The sequence below is a fragment of the Pseudoalteromonas sp. bablab_jr011 genome (assembly GCF_016464045.1).
Classification (GTDB): Bacteria; Pseudomonadota; Gammaproteobacteria; order Enterobacterales; family Alteromonadaceae; genus Pseudoalteromonas; species Pseudoalteromonas lipolytica.
Map to the genome: position 1 here is coordinate 1 of NZ_JACDWU010000086.1, position 415 is coordinate 415.

Annotated in this window: 1 protein-coding gene; it reads right to left on the minus strand. The window is 43.9% G+C overall.

Translation table 11 applies throughout. The features are described 5' to 3' along the window. Positions 1 to 415, minus strand: a 415-nt coding sequence (locus tag JIG41_RS02920) for a reverse transcriptase domain-containing protein (protein ID WP_312000477.1), incomplete at both ends; no start/stop codon positions are given.

Here is a 415-nt window from a genome sequence, read left to right on the forward strand (position 1 = left end):
ACTCAGAAATATTAACGTGTTAGATTTGCTCGGTTTAATGAGCAGTTTTCCTTTGTACTTCCTATGGTTAAAGCCTAGGAAGTCAAAACCACGGCTAATGTGAGTAATGTGCGTTTTCTCTTCGGAGAGCGTTAAGCCTCTATGTGCTAAGAAGTCAGCAATCAACGGTTTGATATCGTTCTCCAGCACGTCCTTTGAAGTGCATGTGACTACGAAATCATCGGCGTATCCTATAAAGTTGGCTCTCGCCCCATTTTTAAGTGCGGTGGACTTAATGCGTTGCTCAAGACCTGCAAGAGTCATCAGCATCAAGGTTGGAGATATGATCCCGCCTTGTGGTGTTCCCTCGTCAGTGCGATAGAACAGCCCTTTGTCCATAAAACCAGACTTTAACCATTGTTCCAACATTCGTTTA